The sequence below is a fragment of the Serratia sp. JSRIV004 genome (genome assembly GCF_019968705.1).
Taxonomy (GTDB): Bacteria; Pseudomonadota; Gammaproteobacteria; order Enterobacterales; family Enterobacteriaceae; genus Chania; species Chania fonticola_B.
Map to the genome: position 1 here is coordinate 3462237 of NZ_CP074140.1, position 15213 is coordinate 3477449.

The window sequence follows — 15213 nt, forward strand, 5'->3', positions numbered from 1 at the left end:
CTCCGTCCTACGACAGGTTCTTAGTCAACGTCAACCTATTGCGGCCATTAGCCGTTTCATACTGCACCTGATCCATTATGGCTTGAATCAATATCAAGCCCATCCCGCCTTCCGGCCAACTGGTTTGATTGAGAGGGTCTGGAGCCAGGTCTGAAGGCTGTCGCCATTGCTGTAAAATGTTCTCTGGTATCGGCAAACCAGCATCCGAGAGAGTGAGCGTCAGGCGATGACCATCATTGACCAAGGTAATAACGATGCTCTGCGTATCATCATAATTCACCGCATGTCTGACAATATTGCTAAAGGCTTCACTTGAGGCCAAATCAAGCTGATAAACCAGCGCGGGATCCAGCGAAAACGGTGCAACAAAGTCATGCAGCTCGTTGCTCAGCTTCGCGAGGCTGTCCAATGATGCCGGTAAACACAACGTAGTGTTGGCACTTGTCATATGACATTCCCTCAGCGCAAGGCCAGATTCAACCCAGCATAAGCTTCAATGCCGCAGCGCGATCGCTGCCGATGATGAAAATCCGATCCATCCGCGTGAGCTTGAACATATTCTGAATGTTGCTGTTCAAGGCGCAGAGCGCCAGATCGCCGCGGCCACTTAATGTCTTGAGAATAGAAACCAGTGCGCCGAGGCAGCTACTGTCGATAAACTCGACATGGCTGAAGTCCAGCAGGATGCTGTTTTTACCCTGCTGAATAAAAGACAATACTTCCTGCTTGAACACCGCGGCCACTGACGCATCAAGGCGACGGACCAGAGGAGCAATGATTTCTACGCCACTCTCAGACTGGATCTCAAAGTTCATAACGATTCCTTTTTCACAATGTCATAGTTGTTCTGGCCTGGTAAACGTTGCTACACCGATACGTTCCACAGCCATCAGCGAGATATCATCAGCAAAGGACTGCATCAGCCTTGCGTGCGGTTTTTGCAAAGGTTCATGGCAGCGCCAGGCGTTCAAGGCATTTTCCACCCTGGCAAACAGTTGGTTCTTAGCCAAATGCCGGTTTTCGCTTAGTAATGTCTGTAAGCGTTGGTCGCCGTAGAGTTCCTGACTGTGACTCTCACATTCAATGATGCCATCGCTGTAAAGATAGAGCCGATCCCCGATGTCGAGGTTAAAATCACTGTCCTGATATTCGGCTTCCTCAAACAGCCCCACGGGCATACCTCCGTCCCCAACGCAAACCCTATCTCCGTCTGCGCGGATGATAAACGGCGTCGGATGCCCAGCCTGGCAGAGAGTCCCCTTGCCGTTACGGGTATCAATGACACCATAAATCAGCGTGTAATAACTGGTGACCTGCTCATTATCCAGGCAAAAACGCTGATTCAACTCCCCTACTACGCGGTGCGGTGCCACAGGAGTCCTTTCCCCCTCTGCCGAGAGTTCCAATAACAAATGACTACTGATTCGGCCCGCCATAAACTCACGTAGAACCGCCAGTGACAACATGGCGGCGCTCACGCCATGCCCGGCAACGTCTACGCTAAAGAAAGCGATGTGGTACTCCCCCAGCGGGAAATAGTTTAATAGATCCCCCGACACATATGCCGAAGGTAAAAACATCCAGTCAAACTCGAACCCAGCCAATAACAGGTTATGGGCAGGCAGGAAACTATGCTGCAGCTTGGCTGCCACCTGCAGGTCCGACTCTATTTGTTGATAAGCATAAGTGAGCTTTTCATTACGCGCTGCCAGCGTGCTTTCGAGCGTCAACACGCGTTCTGCCGCGTGTAGCCTGGCACGAAGTTGGCTTTGATTCACCGGTTTCGATAAAAAGTCATCGGCACCCGATTCCATTCCCGTCACCAGATCGTCCAAAGACTGGCGGGCCGTGACTAGAATGACATAAACGTAATGGCCGAAATCGCCACTGCGGATAGCCTGGCACAGGGCGACTCCGTCCATCACGGGCATTTCCCAGTCGCTGATGACGATATGGATTGACCGTTGGTTCAACTTTTGCAATGCCTGCCGACCATCTTCAGCCTCACAGACGTTAAATCCCCATTTCGTCAAGGCTGCCGCCATCAGATGCCGATAGCTTTTTGAATCGTCTACAATCAGCACGCTCACTGGCTGTGTCTCCGAAGGCTGACCGAGGGTAAGCGGTTCCATACGTCATGATCCCATGTTCAACTCAGGTTGAAGTCACCCTGACCGAGGCCAGATCTATTGCGATCCCCTTAACAAGGGATCCCCCAGATTTCGTTGGCATACCCCTTGATAGTGCGATCGCTTGAAAAGCCCCCCATGCCAGCAATGTTCAACAGCGTCCGCTGGTGCCACAACTGGGGTTGGGAAAAATCATGTAGTGCCTGATGCTGGGCCTGACGATAGCTGTCAAAATCCAGCAAATGGCAGTAGTGATCGCCCTCTGTCAGCATGCGGTAAATCGGCTCAAACAGCGACTTGTCCAGATTGAAGCGGCCTGATACCAAGGCATCGACAGCCTCTCTGATTGCCGGATCATCCTGGTAGACCTGATTATGGGACCCCGCCTGCCGATGGGTGTTGATTTCAGCCGCATCGGCACCAAACAGATAAAAATTATCGGCCCCCACCGCGTCACGGATTTCAATATTGGCGCCGTCCATGGTACCGATGGTCAACGCCCCGTTCATGGCAAACTTCATGTTACTGGTGCCTGACGCTTCGGTGCCAGCCGTTGAGATCTGTTCTGAAAGATCGGTGGCAGGAATAATATGTTCGGCCAACGAGACCTTATAATCCTCCAGGAACACCACGTTGAGCTGCCCTTTGGTTCGCGGATCGTGATTAACCGTCCTTGCCACTTCATTAATCAACTGAATAATCAGCTTGGCCATGGCATAGCCTGGCGCGGCCTTGCCAGAAAACAGGTGGACCTTCGGCTGAATCAGAACATGACCAGACTCAACAATCCCCAAATACAGGTGTATGACGTGCAGAATATTCAGCAATTGCCTTTTGTACTCATGGATACGCTTTACCTGGCTGTCAAACATGGCTGCCGGATCGAGCTTTATCCCCTGATGAGTGGCGATGAGCCGGCAAAGCGCCTGTTTATTATGCAGTTTAATGCTCTGGATTTCCTCCAGGGCTGCACTGTCCCTGGCCAGCTTTTTCAATCGTTGCAATTCATCAAGCTCGGTAACCCAACTGGCGCCTAACTGGCGGGACAAAAATTCGGCCAGGTTCGGGTTGGCTTGCTGGATCCAGCGCCTTGGCGTTACGCCGTTAGTTTGGTTGGTGAATTTTTCCGGGGTGATAAAATAAAAGTGCGGAACCAACTGCTGTTTAATCAGCTCGGAGTGCAATTTAGCCACCCCATTCACTTTATGACTGCCAACGATGGCCAGATTAGCCATACGGATTTTTTTCTCGGGCCCTTCTTCAAACAACGAAAGTGAGGCCAGCAACTCCGGTTTGTCTGGCCATTTCTGAGCTATATCGGCAAGGAACCGATGGTTGATTTCGTAGATAATCTGCAGGTGGCGTGGCAGCAACTTCTCAAACAGAGCAACAGGCCAGGTTTCTAACGCTTCCGGCATCAACGTGTGGTTGGTAAACGCGCAAGTTTTTTGCGTGATGCTCCAGGCCATTTCCCAATCCAGCCGGTATTCATCCACCAGCGTACGCATCATCTCGACGATGGTCAGAGCCGGATGGGTATCATTTAACTGGATGGCAACCGCATCGGGCAATGCTCTGATGTCCTCCGAGCGCTGAGCATATTCTTGCAGAATATCGCGTAAGGTGCAGGCAACCAGGAAATACTCTTGCGTCAGACGCAATTCCTTACCTGACGGGATCTCATCGGCTGGGTAAAGTATTTTCGAAATATTTTCTGACGCTATTTTCTGGCTTACCGCCCGCAGATAGTCACCGCGGTTAAATATATGAACGTCGAATGAATCAGAGGCGCTGGCACTGTATAATCGCAGTTTATTTACCGTATTACCCCCATAGCCGGTAACGAAGTAATCATGCGGTACACCCACTATGACCTTCCAGTCCATCCACATAGGATTGTAGTTGCCATCAATATCTTCACTCTCTTCGATATGACCACCGATAGGGATCAGCATCAGCTGTGAAGGGTGATCAATCAGCCAGGGAGAATGGGTGCTGTGCCAGTCATCCGGTTGTTCAACCTGCTTGCCATTCTGTATGGATTGTTTAAACAGACCATACTCATATTTGATACCATGGCCTGAAGCGGCAATATCCAACGTGGCCATTGAATCGATAAAACAGGCGGCCAGTCGACCTAATCCCCCATTACCCAGTGCGGCATCCGGCTCTTGATTAATAATCTCTTCAAAATCAAAGTCTAGCTCACTCACGGCCTGTCTAGCACTGGTTAGCAACCCCAGGTTCATCAAATTATTACGCAGCGACTGGCCGAGTAAAAACTCCATCGACAAATAGTAGAGTCGCTTAGGCCTTGCTTCCTCCTGACAACGTTTGGTATTGAAGAAGCTATCCAACTGGTAATCTCTCAGAGCCAGAGCCAGGGCATTAAAGATGTCTGTTGCGGTGGCATCTTTAAGCTCCAAACATAAATCGTATCTCAACTTACTAATCAAACTGTGCTTTATCTCTTCAACTCCAGGTATTTCAACACGTTTTTGCTTAGTCTTCATGTTAATCCCTATTAAAGCCTTCAACCCAATTGGTTAACTCGACGATGAGAAAGTGGATAGCGTTCAACATTGCTCTGCAAAGTGTAGACGGTTTTATGGCCGCTTGAGATAAAATCGCTAAGTATCAAATTTAAATAATTCAAGCGCCTATGCATTGATTATCCGGATATGAAAGTTACCCGAGTTGCGCCCTAAGGTTCTTTATATCTGCTTTGCTTGAAGAGACTGACGTTAACACCTGAAAGGATCATGGCGTCGTGGAATATAATACCGGCGCTGAAAACGTTGAAACCCACGCAATTGCGTGGGTTTTCATTTTCTAGTTACACATCACAATGGCTAAATGCTGAGTAAAAACTACGGGGCTGGCGCCACGCTCTGGATTTCGCCGCTATAGCCGGTGCGGGAAATTGCCGTCAGCAATAGCTGATTATCAAAACCTTCGGGCACAATCACCTCCGCCTGGTGCGTTTTCAGTGAGGCTTTGGCCTTAATCACCCCATCAGTAGAGCGCAACGCTTTATTGATAGAGATGACGCACAGTGAGCAGGTCATGGCTTTGATATCAATAGTGACTTTCTGATTCTCCGCCCATAGCCGCGGCGCAATGAGCACCAGGGCCAACAGCAGAAAAATGCGCTTTTTCATTCCATCATTTCCCAAATCCAAGGTAATACGTAGGGGTAGGTCATCAACGCCAACATCAACGGTACTGATAGCCAGTAAAGCCAAATCAGTACCCGACGGCTGACGACGTTCACGCAAACCGGGCGTGGCGACAGATAAAGCCGCCAAAATCCTCGCAGCATCAATCCGATAGCCACAATAATCATGGGCCACTGCAACCAGGATAGCGCCGGGATCCCCGTGAGCCCGGCAGCCGAGATACCAAACACCAGATACAACAACGGCCCGAGGCAACAGAGTGTCGATGCTGCGGCGGCAAGCAGAGCCGCCAGCAGCGTCACTATGCTGTCCTTAACGCTGTTCGACAGAGACATAGTCATAGCTAAATTCGGCCGGATCGTAGAAGTTTAACGGGTCGCCATCTACTTCAGCATAGGGGTAACCAAAGTTATTGAGATCCCCCTGCTCTGCCTCTGGCGAAAGCGCGAAATCACGGGCGTAGTTAAAACCAACCCAGTTCATTTCCCAGTTGCCGAACAGGTAATCGTTGACGGCTTCAACGGCGGCATCGCCGTTTTCTTTTTTCTCTGCCAGACGCATTTTAGTAACGTCGGCCGGATCGGCCGGCAACCAGCCGAAACCTGCCAGCCAGAACATCGCCCGGCAATGCTGCCCGCCGCTGACTTTTGCCACGCCTTGCTCATCAGCGCTGCCAAATGCCTTCTTAGAATAGCTCCCCAACTTGCGGGATGCGCCCAAGCGAATACCAAACATCTCACGCGCCGGGATCCCGCTGGCACGGCACAACGCGACGAACACGGAGTTGATATCGGTACATTTCCCGCCCAGCTTGCCAGCCTTAAGGATTTGCCCCACATCACCGGTCCCGCAGCCAATCACCGCATCGTCGCGATGCATATGGGTTCTTACCCATTCATGAATTAGCCTCGCCTGCTGTAAAGGAGATTTCTCACTGCCTATAATCTTCAACGCCGTTTCTTTCACTAGCCCATCCACCGGAATATGTGGGGTTGCGTTAAGATAGGGTTGTATCTCTGCAGGGAACACCAGATCGGTTTGCGGGAGGTGCCATTCGGCCAGTTGGTTGCTCTTCAGCGGTTCCCAGTCCAAGGTTTCAATCAGCATTTCCACTTTTAGTTCCATCGGGCCTTTGGAATCCGGCCAGGAAGCAAACAACGTTTTGGCTGCGTAGGTATTATTTGCCGTGAGGTAGGCCTGCTGATAGTTGCCAGAAAAAGAAATGTGCTTCAGTTGCTGGAAGGCGGTGTCCAGGGGGACAGGGATCCACAGATTGGCCTTACCTTCTGAGCCTGTTGGCGCTTTCAATTGATACGTTTGTGTCATCACAAAACGTCTTCTATTATCCACGCAGGTTGACGCAGGGATATCCGTTTTTCGCGACTCAGACCAGACCGGGCTTATCAGCCCAAAAGAAGATAATGCCGCCGCACCCTTGAGAAATTTACGCCTTTCCATCACCGTTCCTTTTTTTATTATCAGATAGCGCCAAAGCCTTGCCCACCGCCTTTGGGAGGGCAATAGTATGCACCCAGGCAGCACAAAACGACATACCGCTTACGCAAAAAGACATCTGGGAATATACGGTAAACGGCATGCGGGAAAGTGGAGACGTCTCAAGAAAAATAAAATATGCTACGGAGCAAACGATCAAGTAGGAGGCGGGATTACTCCCACCGTCCTTACAACAACATTATACGATAAACCGATTCACTAATTGGGTCATCGCTGCCGCTTGGTTGTCCAGTACCTGACTGGCACTGGCCGCTTGGGAAACCAAAGCCGCATTTTGCTGGGTGACTTGTTCAAGCTGATTCAAAGCCAGATGAACCTGCCCTACCCCCAATGATTGTTCGTTGGCGGCCTGAGCGATATCGCTAACATATTGCTTCATCAGCCCAGAGTTATCTGCTGCCGCTTTTAGCGCGATCCCGGAAGCCGAAACCCGAGCGACGCCTTCCGCAATTTTTTCCATATTTTGATTAATCAGCTCCCGGATCTGGCTCGCCTCTTTAGCACAACGTTGAGAGAGGTTACGCACCTCACTCGCTACCACCGCAAATCCCCTTCCGGACTCGCCAGCTCGAGCGGCTTCTACCGCAGCATTGAGCGCCAATAAATTGGTCTGAAAAGAAATGTCGTCAATAGAAGCCACGATACGTGAAATCTGCTCGCTAGAATTACGGATCTCCGACATGCTCTGGCTGGCTTCATTCGCCACGCGATTCGCCTGCATGACATCGCGCTCCATCGCCAGCGTGAGTTGTTCAGCTTCGCGGGCGTTATCTGCAGTCTGGGAGATCGCCGTGGACATTTGTTCCATGCTGGCCGCAGTTTCAACGATAGATGCCGCCTGTTCATCAGTACGTTGCGCCAAATCCTGATTGCCAGCAGCAATATCACTGCTAGCATGGTGAAGGATCTCCGAGCCGGATTTAATCTCTTTAACAATATGCTGAATATTTTCAATGGATTGATTATAGGCATGATTCAGTGCTGACAACTCATCACTACCCGGCACGCTAAGGCGTTGGGTCAAATCCCCCTCCATTTCACCAATCGTTTTCAACGTTCCTTGCAGTTGCAGATGGATACTCCGCGCAACGACGATGGCTATCGCCAAGGCAACTGCCAGGGAAAGAAGGCTGATGCACAGGAAAGTCATCCATTCGCTACGTGCCGTGCGTGACAACTCTGCAGCATACTTTTGTAACGCGTCAGCGGTTTGATTCTCTAGTTGACGCAGCACTTCAATGCGCAAAGTCTGAGCCTTGAACCAATCGGTAGGAATAACCTTGAATCCACCGGTTGCGACTTTATCGAGCGCAATCTCACGAAACTTTAGGGCATCAGTTGCCGATGTAGAACGTAATGCGCCATCAAGCGCCGCCGCCTGCTCCGCGGTGCTGAAACGACGAGTCGCAGAAAGCCAGGCCTCTTGTTTTCCCACCACATCGCTCAACTGGCGGAATTGCCCATCACCAAAACGATCGCTAGAGAAAACGCTGGAGAGTAATGCCCGCTCTATTCCCGACTGTTCTTTCAGGTTAAGCAGGCTGTAATACGCTGACAATTCTTGGCCGATTTTGCCCGATGTCGTCAAATGCCCAATACCACCGACAAAATCCAGCACTTGGGCGATGGTCTTAGTATAGAAACCAATGGCTTGTGGCGCCACGGTGTGTAAATTGCTGACATTATTACGCACCTCGCCAAGTAACTGGGTTTGGTCGTTAAATAACTGAATCGCGGATGTATCAATCCCTTCCAATGCGCTGCGATCGGTTTTAGATAACAGTTGGCTAAATTTCGCCATAGCCGCATCGGTCAGTTTACGTTGATCCGCTAGTTCAGCGCGAAACTGCCCACCGCCAGAGCCCAGGTAACCTGCGCTCATACCACGCTCTTTTTGCAGCTCATGCACGACATCCCCTGCACCACGCGCAATTGCCGTTAGCTGAACGATGACATCCATCTGACGTTCGATATTGATACGGGTTTTCATACCCGACCCGGCAAACCAGCATAAAGCCAGTAGCAGTGGAAACAGAGCAATGAAAAGCTTCATTCTCATCGATATACGGTAGATCCCTAACATCCGGTTTCGTCCTATTTAGGTGACAACATCAATAGAACAGCTATCGGCCTGCTTTAAGCACCCTTTAACCACAATGATAGAATTGTTATTATTCCATTGATAAATATCATTATTTTTATTAAAGCATGAGAACTGCCAATGCAACCTCCCTCCTTTGCTCTACCACTTCATCCTCACTTCACACAGCCCCGATAAAATGGCCAGATTCTAACTTCGAGGGATTGAACGTGATTTTTACCAAACGCCTGTGGGCTATCCTCTTTCTCACCATCAGCCTGATGACCGTGCTGGTCAGCCAAGCTCGCGAGCTACCTGCGGTGCAGGATGGTGACATCATTTTCCACACTTCCCGCTCGTCACAGAGCCTGGCGATACAGCAGGCAACCGGCTCACGTTACAGCCACATGGGCATCATTGTGCTGCGAGATGGCAAGCCTTACGTATTCGAAGCGGTATCAACGGTGAAATATACCCCGCTGGCCGCCTGGATCGATCGGGGAGAGCAAAAGCATTTTGTCGTTAAACGCCTGAAGAACGCCAAGCAAATGATGACGCCGTCCGCACAGTTAAAAATACGCCAGCAGGTTAAAAGCTTTGCCGGGAAGCCCTACGACATGCAGTTTTCCTGGTCGGATGAGAAGCTATATTGTTCGGAATTGGTGTGGAAGATTTACGATCGCGCACTAGGGATACAAATCGGCAAGCTGCAAAAAGTACGTGAATTTAACTTTGGTGCTCCTGCCGTGCAGCAGAAACTGAAAGAGCGCTACGGAAAGCAAATCCCGTGGGAGGGGTCGGTTATTTCGCCGAAGGCGATGTTTGAATCACCGCTGCTGGTCACGGTGATTGCGAATTAATCTACGGTGACGTCCCCCATCCACATGGATAGGGGACTGTATGTGCTACATAGTGGCTCGGCATCTGACAACAGCCCCGGGCTAGCTTGCGTCCTGCACCCGCAACTCCACCTCATGCGCCTCGTCCGCCTGCGGGATCTCCAATTTGCTCAGCATCCGCGCCATCGCCTCAGCAGGTACGCTGTATTCCCGCTCGGCATTCTGCCGCAGCCACTGGGCATACGGTACTTCCAGGTAAACAATCTTCACCCTTGCGCCATAGGCGATAAACAACTCAACCAGTTGGCTACGCAACTGCCGGGTAATATTGGTGGCATTCCAGACAAAAGGTTCGCCCCGCCGTAACAGCGTTTTAGCCTGCAACTTGGCCTGCTGCACGACCCAGCCAGTCGCGTTTTTGTCGGTTGGCGAAAGCCGATGCTGGCGGCGAATATTGTCCAGGCTGATAACCTCAAGCCCAGCGGCATGCTGCGCGATATAGCGATCTTTACCCATTCCCGGCAGCGCACAAAGTAACGTTACTTCGCTCTGAAATTGCTCGTAGGGAACAAAATCCACGCTAGCCTGCGGATGCGTCAAATAATGGTAACGCTGGTTATCGCTCGCAAAAGGACGCGCTTGCCCCCAGCATTGCTGTTCCTGACAGAACAGTTCGAACAGCTCGATATTATCCAGCAGGCCGTTTTGGTCTTCACACTCGCGGCCCAACACATCTGCCCGTGCCAACATCGCCAGCAACCGTGTATCTAACCGTAGGGCCGCTAATAACAGCGCCCGCTCCGGCGATGGTCGCCCCATGATCCACAACGGCAAACCATGAAAACGTACCAAGGCCGCAACCTGTTCACGCAGCTCAAACGGCGTAACGATATCCCGATAGAGGATCGAGCGCGTGGTCAGCTCACCGCGTTTAGCGTGGTTGGGTGAGGTCACCGAACCATCGTCTGCAACCCGCGTGGTGCTGCGCTTTTCTACATCGTGCAGCAATGCGGCAGCCCAAACCAGCTCCTGCTGTTGCTCTGGCAATGCCAAAAACTGCGCAGACTCGGTCAGTGCCGCCAGCACGAGCTGGGTATGGATTGCCACATCGCCTTCCGCATGATGGCGAGGATCTTGTGGCACCTGATGCATGTCGGCCACCCAGCGAAATTTATCCGCCAGCCTGCCCCACTGCTTGTCTTCACTTAAGCACCACATGGTTTATCCTCCTGCTGATACTCATACGCCATACGCGCTCGTTGCCAATTCACTCTCCAGTGACGATCGGTTTTCACATGGTTTTTACGCACGTACTTAAACACGTTATGGGAAAACTGAGCCACTGGGAATTCAGCCGCATTGCGAGTGACAATCCCTTCCATGGTGCATGGCAAGCCGGTATGCACGTCATGCGGCGCAAAACTCCCTACTCCCCCCACCAGCGCCAGTATTGCCGAGCGGTATTCTTGTTCCGTCTGGCGCGGCACGTCCTGCACCACTTCTGGCACACAGGCAAAATCAAATAATGCCGCGTAAAACTGCACTTCTTGCCAACTCAGCCACATGTCTTTACAACGTACGGCGAATAGATAGAAGTCCTGTTGCAGGCCACGATATTCGATCGAATGCGTGGCATACAGGTTCTCGCCAAACAGTTCGATATCGCCCAGGTCATTTTTAATCAATTGCCAACGCTGGCGGATCTGGCGCGTCCAGGCAGAAACCGTCGGTGCCGCATGGGAGCGTGCAAATACGCCATACCGATTCAGGCAGTTATTCTCACCATCGAGCTTTTCCGTATGGATCAGCGAGGGGATTAGCCGTATGTCTTGCCAATAATGCTTATTGATCCGATCGTCACTGGTGGTTCCCGGTGAGAACGGATAATGGTACGTCCGACCATATTTATGTGTTTCCATTTCTTTTCTTCTTATAGCGTTACCGGCCTGCCCCATCAGGCCGATATTGATTAAGCGAGCGGCGTAAAGCTTTCGCCTTTAAACACCCGAACCGGTGAACCACGCACTATTTGATGGTGAAACATCCGTCGCTCAGCACGCTGTTCGTCCAGTTGCTGTTGCTCAAGCTGTTCCAAACGGTGAGCGATCAGCAAATACGCCAAACGTTTATTGGCATGTTGGCTGCGCTCGGTCTGCACTTTGACGCTAATGCCGCTAGCGATATGGGTGGCGCGAATAGCCGATTCCGTTTTATTTACGTGCTGCCCACCTGGCCCGGAGGACTTCAACGTCTCAAAGCGGATCTCGCTCTCTTTTGGCACCGCTGCCGGAGAGAAACGCGCTGCACCAATAAACCAGTTCTTTCTGGAGCGCCCAGTGCGCCAGGGGCTTTCGCAAATCCACTGCAATGTCCCGCACCACTTGGCGGCCAATGGCTCCGCCGCTTCGCCATTAAGCGTCAATAACACCGAACGCAACGTGCCCGGCAGGCGGCCCTCTTCCCGCTCAACCTCATGCAGTTCCACCTGCATGGCCTGAGCCTCTTTGTGAAACTGGCGCAGTGCCAGGCTCACCGCCAGGCAACATTCATCCGGCCCCTGGGCGGCAGATATCTGTAATAAGATCATCACTGCCCCCCGCTGGTTTTGTAGGTCAACACCGGCTGCATACGCGCCACCAACGTGACCAATCCTGCCTGCTGCAAGGCTCCCACTACGCTATCAATCGGCTTGTAGGCTTCTGGCGCTTCCTGATAAATCAGCTGGCGGTCGCGGCAAATCACCCGGCTGCCGAAGCGGGTTCTGGCCAACTGCTCGGTGCTGAAACGCGCTGATAAGCGATCTTTACACTCGGAACGCATCCATTTGCGCCCCGCGCCGTGCGCCAGTGAATACAAACTGCTGGCGGCAGGTAGCGGTTGGACGATATAGCTGTAATCGCCGCGCGAGCCGGGGATCACCACCAGACCTTCATCCGACGGCGTAGCCCCTTTACGATGCAGCCAACCAGGCACGCCCTCGATAGTGGCCGCCGCCAGCAGGTTATGATGGATATCCAGCAGGCAATCGCCAGCAGCGCGTAACCGCTGCAATATCCGCTGGGCAATCAGCTGCCGGTTTAAGCCTGCAAAATCCAATGCCTATTGATGCTGTTGCAGATAATCGTTGGCCGCATCGGTATTTTCCAGCAGGCCATGATGCCCATGAGCGCGTACATGCTGTTCCAGTATTAGCTGGCCCAAGCCACGCGAACCGCTGTGCACCAACAACATCAGCCGTTTTTTATCAAGACCGGCCTGCGGCTGATATATTTCGTCGATGCGTAACAGTTCAGCAAAATGATTACCGCCGCCAATGGTGCCCAATGCCCGAGAATAATCGCCAAGCGCGGGAGGAATATCCCCCAACTCTTCTTGCTCTAACGGGCCGTCAATATTTCCCAGCTTTTTTTCCAATTTATCCAGCGACTGTTTCATCGCCAGCAAATCTGTTTGCCATAGCGACATACCGCAACCGATATCATTACCGATTAACGCCGGGTAGAAGCGATGTTGTGAAAAGAAAGCGGCACCGACCGGGTAACCACGTCCAGGATGCAAATCTGGCATCCCGACCACACGCACCATATCCGGCAGCTTGGCGGTAATTTCTAATTGTTGGATTGCATTTCCTTCAATCCAGGTGTGTTCCGACGCGATCAATGAAACTCGCGGCGTAACGGAGCCAATAGTATTGCTCATAACCAATCCTGATTACTATTTTATCTCATTTTTTGGATTTGGCGGGCGGTAGCCCTAGCAATACCTGGAGAACAGGAAATTATGCCTGAGGATACGACCCGCAAAGGGTAAACAGTGCTTGATAATTCATGATGTACCTCCTTTGCAAAGTGAATGAATGGGAAAACGCGGCGATAGTACATATAAACTCCAGCGTTAGCAATGGTTGTTCGCGTCGGCCACCAAAATTTAATTCGGGGTGCCGAAAAGTTTGACCCAAGTCAACGTTGCATTTAATTGGCCGCTGGCTGGATAGACTCTGCTGACGATTATCAGTATATAAATGCAAATGGTAATTATTTTCAGTTAAACTATGACAGGTCTGGATAGTTACGTTGCTAAGCATCCCTACCTCCATCAGTTCTGCCCCATTGAAGGAACTTGCTGTTGAAACATGACACTGAGCTGGATTTAACCCCGCATTTTGCACTGGCAGGCAATCAGCCGTTTAAAGATCGTCGAGCCATGATGCCGCTGCGCGGCGCGATCCCCGTAGAAAAACAGCTGCTGGCACCAACCTGGCAAAACGTCATCGGCCAGACCGCGCCCTGCCGCAAGCGTCTGGTGTATCTACACATTCCGTTTTGTGCCACCCACTGCACCTTCTGCGGCTTTTACCAAAACCGTTTCGAGGAGGACAGCTGCACCCGCTACACCAATGCGCTGCTACGCGAGATAGAAATGGAGGCAGACAGCCCTCTGCATCAGTCTGCGCCAATCCATGCCGTCTATTTTGGCGGTGGAACACCTTCGGCGCTTGCCGCACGGGATCTGGCACGTATTATCACCACACTACGCGAACGCCTGCCGTTGGCCCCAGACTGTGAAATCACCATCGAGGGCCGGGTGCTAAACTTTGACGATCAGCGGATAGACGCCTGTCTGGATGCCGGAGCCAATCGCTTTTCGATTGGTATTCAGTCGTTTAATAGCAAAATCCGTAAAAAAATGGCTCGTACCTCCGACGGCGCAAGCGCCATTGCGTTTATGGAAGGACTCGTTCGTCGCGACCGCGCTGCCGTGGTCTGCGATTTGCTATTCGGCTTACCTGGTCAGGATGCGAAACTTTGGGGCGAAGATCTGGCGATTGCTCGCGATATCGGGCTGGACGGTGTCGATCTCTACGCCCTCAATCTGCTGCCCAATACGCCCCTGGGTAAGGCAGTGGAAACTGGCCGCACCTCGGTTCCCTCACCTGCCGAGCGGCGCGATCTCTATTTGCAGGGCTGCGATTTCATGGATCAGGCAGGCTGGCGCTGTATCAGCAATAGCCACTGGGCGCGCACCACGCGAGAGCGCAATTTGTACAACCTGCTGATTAAGCAAGGCGCAGACTGCCTGGCCTTTGGCTCAGGCGCGGGAGGCTCGGTCAACGGTTATTCCTGGATGATTGAGCGCAACCTCACTCACTGGCATGACGCTATCGCCGCGGGTCGCAAACCGCTGATGATGATGATGCGTACCTCCGGTAACCGAAGCCAGTGGCGTCAGCCGCTACAGGCTGGCGTGGAAAACGCGCGCATCCCGCTGGATGAACTGACGCCTCATGCGGAAAAGCTGAAGCCGCTACTCGCACAGTGGCATCAGGCGGGGTTAACCCGCGACGCCTCAACCTGCCTGCGCCTGACCAACGAAGGGCGCTTCTGGGCAAGCAATATTCTGCAGTCTCTTGATGAGCTGCTCCAACAACTGGATCTGCCGCGTATTGCGGTAGCCACCCTCTAACAGGAGTG

General features: G+C 52.0%; 13 protein-coding genes and 1 pseudogene. 2 read left to right on the top strand and 12 right to left on the bottom strand.

What is annotated here, in order from left to right; translation table 11 throughout:
• Window positions 1-7 precede the first annotated feature (7 nt).
• The 8 genes from KGP21_RS16490 to KGP21_RS16525 all read right to left on the bottom strand — a co-directional run bounded on the left by KGP21_RS16490 (window position 8) and on the right by KGP21_RS16525 (window position 8906).
• Window positions 8-448: an ATP-binding protein gene (locus KGP21_RS16490; protein ID WP_059201022.1), complete on the bottom strand. Its 441-nt coding sequence runs from the start codon at window positions 446-448 to the stop codon at window positions 8-10.
• Window positions 449-476: 28 nt separating this feature from the next.
• On the bottom strand, window positions 477-815 hold the full coding sequence (locus KGP21_RS16495) for an STAS domain-containing protein (RefSeq protein WP_021806707.1): 339 nt from the start codon (window positions 813-815) through the stop codon (window positions 477-479).
• A gap of 21 nt (window positions 816-836) precedes the next feature.
• Window positions 837-2132: a PP2C family protein-serine/threonine phosphatase gene (locus KGP21_RS16500; protein ID WP_059201023.1), complete on the bottom strand. Its 1296-nt coding sequence runs from the start codon at window positions 2130-2132 to the stop codon at window positions 837-839.
• Window positions 2133-2200: 68 nt separating this feature from the next.
• The gene (locus KGP21_RS16505; RefSeq protein WP_223535690.1) at window positions 2201-4642 is read right to left on the bottom strand and encodes a glycogen/starch/alpha-glucan phosphorylase; all 2442 of its coding nucleotides are present in this window, start codon (window positions 4640-4642) and stop codon (window positions 2201-2203) included.
• Window positions 4643-4999: 357 nt separating this feature from the next.
• Entirely contained in the window at window positions 5000-5290 is a 291-nt protein-coding gene (locus KGP21_RS16510) for a heavy-metal-associated domain-containing protein (protein WP_021181095.1), read from the bottom strand.
• Window positions 5287-5649, bottom strand: a complete 363-nt coding sequence (locus KGP21_RS16515; protein ID WP_223497808.1) for a mercuric transporter MerT family protein — start codon at window positions 5647-5649, stop codon at window positions 5287-5289. Before KGP21_RS16515 ends, KGP21_RS16510 begins: the two co-directional genes overlap by 4 nt.
• Complete coding sequence (locus tag KGP21_RS16520; RefSeq protein ID WP_371824829.1) at window positions 5621-6766, bottom strand: transglutaminase-like domain-containing protein; 1146 nt, start codon at window positions 6764-6766, stop codon at window positions 5621-5623. Before KGP21_RS16520 ends, KGP21_RS16515 begins: the two co-directional genes overlap by 29 nt.
• Before the next feature lie 235 nt (window positions 6767-7001).
• Entirely contained in the window at window positions 7002-8906 is a 1905-nt protein-coding gene (locus KGP21_RS16525; RefSeq protein ID WP_223535692.1) for a methyl-accepting chemotaxis protein, read from the bottom strand.
• Between the two features lie 278 nt (window positions 8907-9184).
• On the opposite strand from KGP21_RS16525, the gene KGP21_RS16530 reads away from it, so the two are divergent.
• Window positions 9185-9763 (top strand): YiiX family permuted papain-like enzyme, encoded by a 579-nt coding sequence (locus tag KGP21_RS16530; RefSeq protein WP_371824868.1) that lies wholly within the window; start codon window positions 9185-9187, stop codon window positions 9761-9763.
• Between the two features lie 81 nt (window positions 9764-9844).
• Here the strand turns inward: KGP21_RS16530 and KGP21_RS16535 are convergent, their stop codons facing one another.
• From KGP21_RS16535 to KGP21_RS16550, 4 genes and pseudogenes are all read right to left on the bottom strand, one after another.
• Window positions 9845-10960 (bottom strand): AAA family ATPase, encoded by a 1116-nt coding sequence (locus KGP21_RS16535; protein WP_223535696.1) that lies wholly within the window; start codon window positions 10958-10960, stop codon window positions 9845-9847.
• The gene (locus tag KGP21_RS16540; protein WP_037376015.1) at window positions 10948-11661 is read right to left on the bottom strand and encodes an RNA ligase family protein; all 714 of its coding nucleotides are present in this window, start codon (window positions 11659-11661) and stop codon (window positions 10948-10950) included. The genes KGP21_RS16535 and KGP21_RS16540 overlap by 13 nt, the downstream gene beginning before the upstream one ends.
• A gap of 50 nt (window positions 11662-11711) precedes the next feature.
• Entirely contained in the window at window positions 11712-12329 is a 618-nt protein-coding gene (prfH, locus tag KGP21_RS16545; protein ID WP_115157997.1) for a peptide chain release factor H, read from the bottom strand.
• Window positions 12329-13441: pseudogene (locus KGP21_RS16550) on the bottom strand (RNA ligase RtcB family protein). Before KGP21_RS16550 ends, prfH begins: the two are co-directional and overlap by 1 nt.
• A gap of 426 nt (window positions 13442-13867) precedes the next feature.
• Here KGP21_RS16550 and hutW point away from each other — a divergent pair.
• Entirely contained in the window at window positions 13868-15205 is a 1338-nt protein-coding gene (hutW, locus tag KGP21_RS16555; RefSeq protein ID WP_223535698.1) for a heme anaerobic degradation radical SAM methyltransferase ChuW/HutW, read from the top strand.
• Window positions 15206-15213 lie beyond the last annotated feature (8 nt).

Coding starts and splice junctions, on each gene's coding strand:
- KGP21_RS16490 (WP_059201022.1), bottom strand. CDS start 448: ATGACAAGTGCCAACACTACGTTGTGTTTACCGGCATCATTGGACAGC.
- KGP21_RS16495 (WP_021806707.1), bottom strand. CDS start 815: ATGAACTTTGAGATCCAGTCTGAGAGTGGCGTAGAAATCATTGCTCCT.
- KGP21_RS16500 (WP_059201023.1), bottom strand. CDS start 2,132: ATGGAACCGCTTACCCTCGGTCAGCCTTCGGAGACACAGCCAGTGAGC.
- KGP21_RS16505 (WP_223535690.1), bottom strand. CDS start 4,642: ATGAAGACTAAGCAAAAACGTGTTGAAATACCTGGAGTTGAAGAGATA.
- KGP21_RS16510 (WP_021181095.1), bottom strand. CDS start 5,290: ATGAAAAAGCGCATTTTTCTGCTGTTGGCCCTGGTGCTCATTGCGCCG.
- KGP21_RS16515 (WP_223497808.1), bottom strand. CDS start 5,649: ATGACTATGTCTCTGTCGAACAGCGTTAAGGACAGCATAGTGACGCTG.
- KGP21_RS16520 (WP_371824829.1), bottom strand. CDS start 6,766: ATGGAAAGGCGTAAATTTCTCAAGGGTGCGGCGGCATTATCTTCTTTT.
- KGP21_RS16525 (WP_223535692.1), bottom strand. CDS start 8,906: ATGTTAGGGATCTACCGTATATCGATGAGAATGAAGCTTTTCATTGCT.
- KGP21_RS16530 (WP_371824868.1), top strand. CDS start 9,185: ATGACCGTGCTGGTCAGCCAAGCTCGCGAGCTACCTGCGGTGCAGGAT.
- KGP21_RS16535 (WP_223535696.1), bottom strand. CDS start 10,960: ATGTGGTGCTTAAGTGAAGACAAGCAGTGGGGCAGGCTGGCGGATAAA.
- KGP21_RS16540 (WP_037376015.1), bottom strand. CDS start 11,661: ATGGAAACACATAAATATGGTCGGACGTACCATTATCCGTTCTCACCG.
- prfH (WP_115157997.1), bottom strand. CDS start 12,329: ATGATCTTATTACAGATATCTGCCGCCCAGGGGCCGGATGAATGTTGC.